This is a genomic window from Salinisphaera sp. C84B14, from assembly GCF_040361435.1.
In the GTDB taxonomy this organism is placed as follows: domain Bacteria; phylum Pseudomonadota; class Gammaproteobacteria; order Nevskiales; family Salinisphaeraceae; genus Salinisphaera.
In genome coordinates this window covers 1-2,428 of the sequence record NZ_APNL01000043.1, presented here as the reverse complement: position 1 = coordinate 2,428, position 2,428 = coordinate 1, and the positions used below count along the sequence as shown (strand labels likewise).

Here is a 2,428-nt window from a genome sequence, read left to right as displayed (position 1 = left end):
GGCCGGCGATGCGTTTCCGACCAGCACCACCACCGCCGATACGGCACAGTCGGAACTGGTCAATGACCGCATGGCCCTGCTCAAGCAGAACCGGGCGCCCACGCTGCGTTCGGATTGCCCGCTGAGTGCGAGCTATGCCGCCGACCACAACGGCGATACGCTCACCCGGCTCAAGCTCAAGGCCCAGCAACTCAGCGACGATCTACAGGCGAAGTTCGGCGAATATGCCGACATGTTTGCTCGTGATGACGAGAACGAACCGAACGGCACCGGCGAGCCGAAGCGCTCGACCTTCGAAAAACTCGAACAGCAGATGGCCGAGCAGTATGCGGCGCTGGAAAGATTCGCCCGCGAAAGCGGCGAACTGGCCAGTGCCCGCTGGCAGTACTGTGCCAACCGCTTTGACCGCAGCTTCGACTTCGATGCCGTGGCCGACTGCGTGAAGGCACAGCCGTCGGCAGATCAGAGCAAGGACCAGGCCGACAACGAAAGCCGCTAGCCTGGCGGCACGGTGCCGGCCCGCACTCTGCCGTGTTCGCCCGCAAACCACTCGGCATTTCAACTGATTGCCACCGGCGCGCCTACGCCCAATAGTAGGCGCTCCATATTCATGCCGTCTGTCGGGCGCTCACCCGGGACGGTGCCACCGGGAGCGGCCCATGATGTCGTTCATGAACCGATCGTTTGGCTTCAGTGCGCGCAGCATCGTGCCGCGCACCGATTTTCCGCGCGCACAGCTCGTCGATCTGAACCGCTACATGCGCGACTGGTATGTGATCGCGCACAAGCCGCCGTCCATCACCCGGACCGCGCATAACTCGGTGGAGCGCTATCGCCGGGGCGGCGACGACCGGGTGGACGTCACCTTCACCTTCCGCAAGGGCGGCTTCGGGGGCAAGCAAAAGACGATGCGACCCACCGGCTATGTGGTGCCTGATACCGGCAACGCGGTCTGGGCCATGCAGTTCATCTGGCCGATCAAGATGCAGTTCGTGATCGCCTACGTCTCCGACGATTATCGCCACACGATCGTGGCTCGCGAGCGGCTCGACTTCGTCTGGATCATGTCCAGCGAACCGTCCATCGAAGCCACCGATTACAGCCGGCTCGTCGAGCGAGTGGCGCGTATCGGCTACAACCCCTCGCATCTGCGGGTCGTGCCACAGCAAAAGGAGCGGCGTGGCGAGTGACGCGGCACCACGCCACGCTCGCCCCGGCCGACAACCGATTTGCAGGGCCGCGCGCCCGCCAGAGCGCCATCCGTCTGTATTGTGACGGCAATATTGCGGCGCCTGACCCCGCGGTCTAGAGTCCTGAACAGGGGCGTTATCGTACTGGGGGAGGCGATATGGCGCGTCGACGTAAAATAGGCCGTCGGCCGCATCGGGGCATCCGGGCGACGTGGGTGGCCAGACCGTGGCTGGTTCGGCTGTGCGTGGGCGTTTTCGGGTTCGCGGTCATTCTTTATGTGGTTGGTCCACTGCTTGGGGTCGTGCCGCAGCCCCATGCCGGCCTGGCGGGTGAATCATTTCATGCCGACGTGCTGTTGCCGCTGGCCTGGCTGTGGTTGCTCGTGTGGGTGGGTGCCGCGCTGGCATCGGCCGCCCGCGATCGGCATGGCCGGCGTGGGCATGCGCAAGGCCGTTCGCGAAGGCGTCGATCGCGTCGCCGGCGCAAGCATCCCGCGCATGCATCGCGCCCGGTAAACGCCGCGCCGGGACAGCGGGCCGGACCGTTGCCGGCAGCCGAGACCCGTCCGCCGCCGGGCCCCGCTGCGCCGACGCCGTCGCCGGCCGCGGTCACTCGCGAGAATATCGCGGCGCTGAGCTCGGCGCAGTTCGAACAGCTCGTCGCCGATTCGTTTCGGCGCAAGGGGTTCGACGTTGAATTCATGCCAGAGCACTCGCGCCAAGGTATCGATATCGTGCTGCGTGACGGCGACAAGGTGCTGCGAGTGCAATGCCGGCATGACCGCGATGCCCAGGTCGACGTAGACGCTGCCCATGAACTGGCCGATCTCGTGCAGGCACAGTTCGGCGGCAAGGCGATCCTGGCGACCTCGGGTCGTCTGAGTCCGGCCGCCCATGCTTTCTGCCGGGATCATGCCATCCATGCCCTGGATATCGACCGTCTGCTGCTGTTCGCGGATCCGGCCGCAATGCCGGCGCTGTCGACGCCTGTGCTCAAGCCGGGCGAGGCGCCCGAACATGCAGGCAGTCAGCCCGCACCGGTCGTATGAGCGCGGGTGCGGGTGTATTGACAGCAACCAAGGCGCGCGGCTATGTTCGCCGCCTTTCCGATTTCATGGACCCTGTGGTTCTAGTTCGATGACGTTCGTGTTCGCCCCCGTACTCGTAGCGCTCACCCTGGTGGTACTCGTAACCGCCGGGGGCGCTGACGTGGGCGAAAGGATGATCTAGGTGTGTAA

The 2,428-nt window shown here is 65.2% G+C and carries 3 protein-coding genes; all 3 read left to right on the top strand.

All coding sequences use genetic code 11. The features are described 5' to 3' along the window. Positions 1–499 (top strand): hypothetical protein (locus tag C84B14_RS17950; RefSeq protein ID WP_353226121.1); only part of this gene is annotated, 499 nt, incomplete at its 5' end. Positions 500–671: 172 nt separating this feature from the next. After that, positions 672–1,190 carry a lipocalin family protein gene (locus C84B14_RS17945; RefSeq protein WP_353226119.1) on the top strand — a complete coding sequence of 173 codons (519 nt, stop codon included), beginning with the start codon at positions 672–674 and terminating at the stop codon, positions 1,188–1,190. A gap of 215 nt (positions 1,191–1,405) precedes the next feature. Beyond that, a complete protein-coding gene (locus C84B14_RS17940; protein WP_353226117.1) occupies positions 1,406–2,239 on the top strand; it encodes a restriction endonuclease in 834 nt (277 codons plus the stop codon). Positions 2,240–2,428 lie beyond the last annotated feature (189 nt).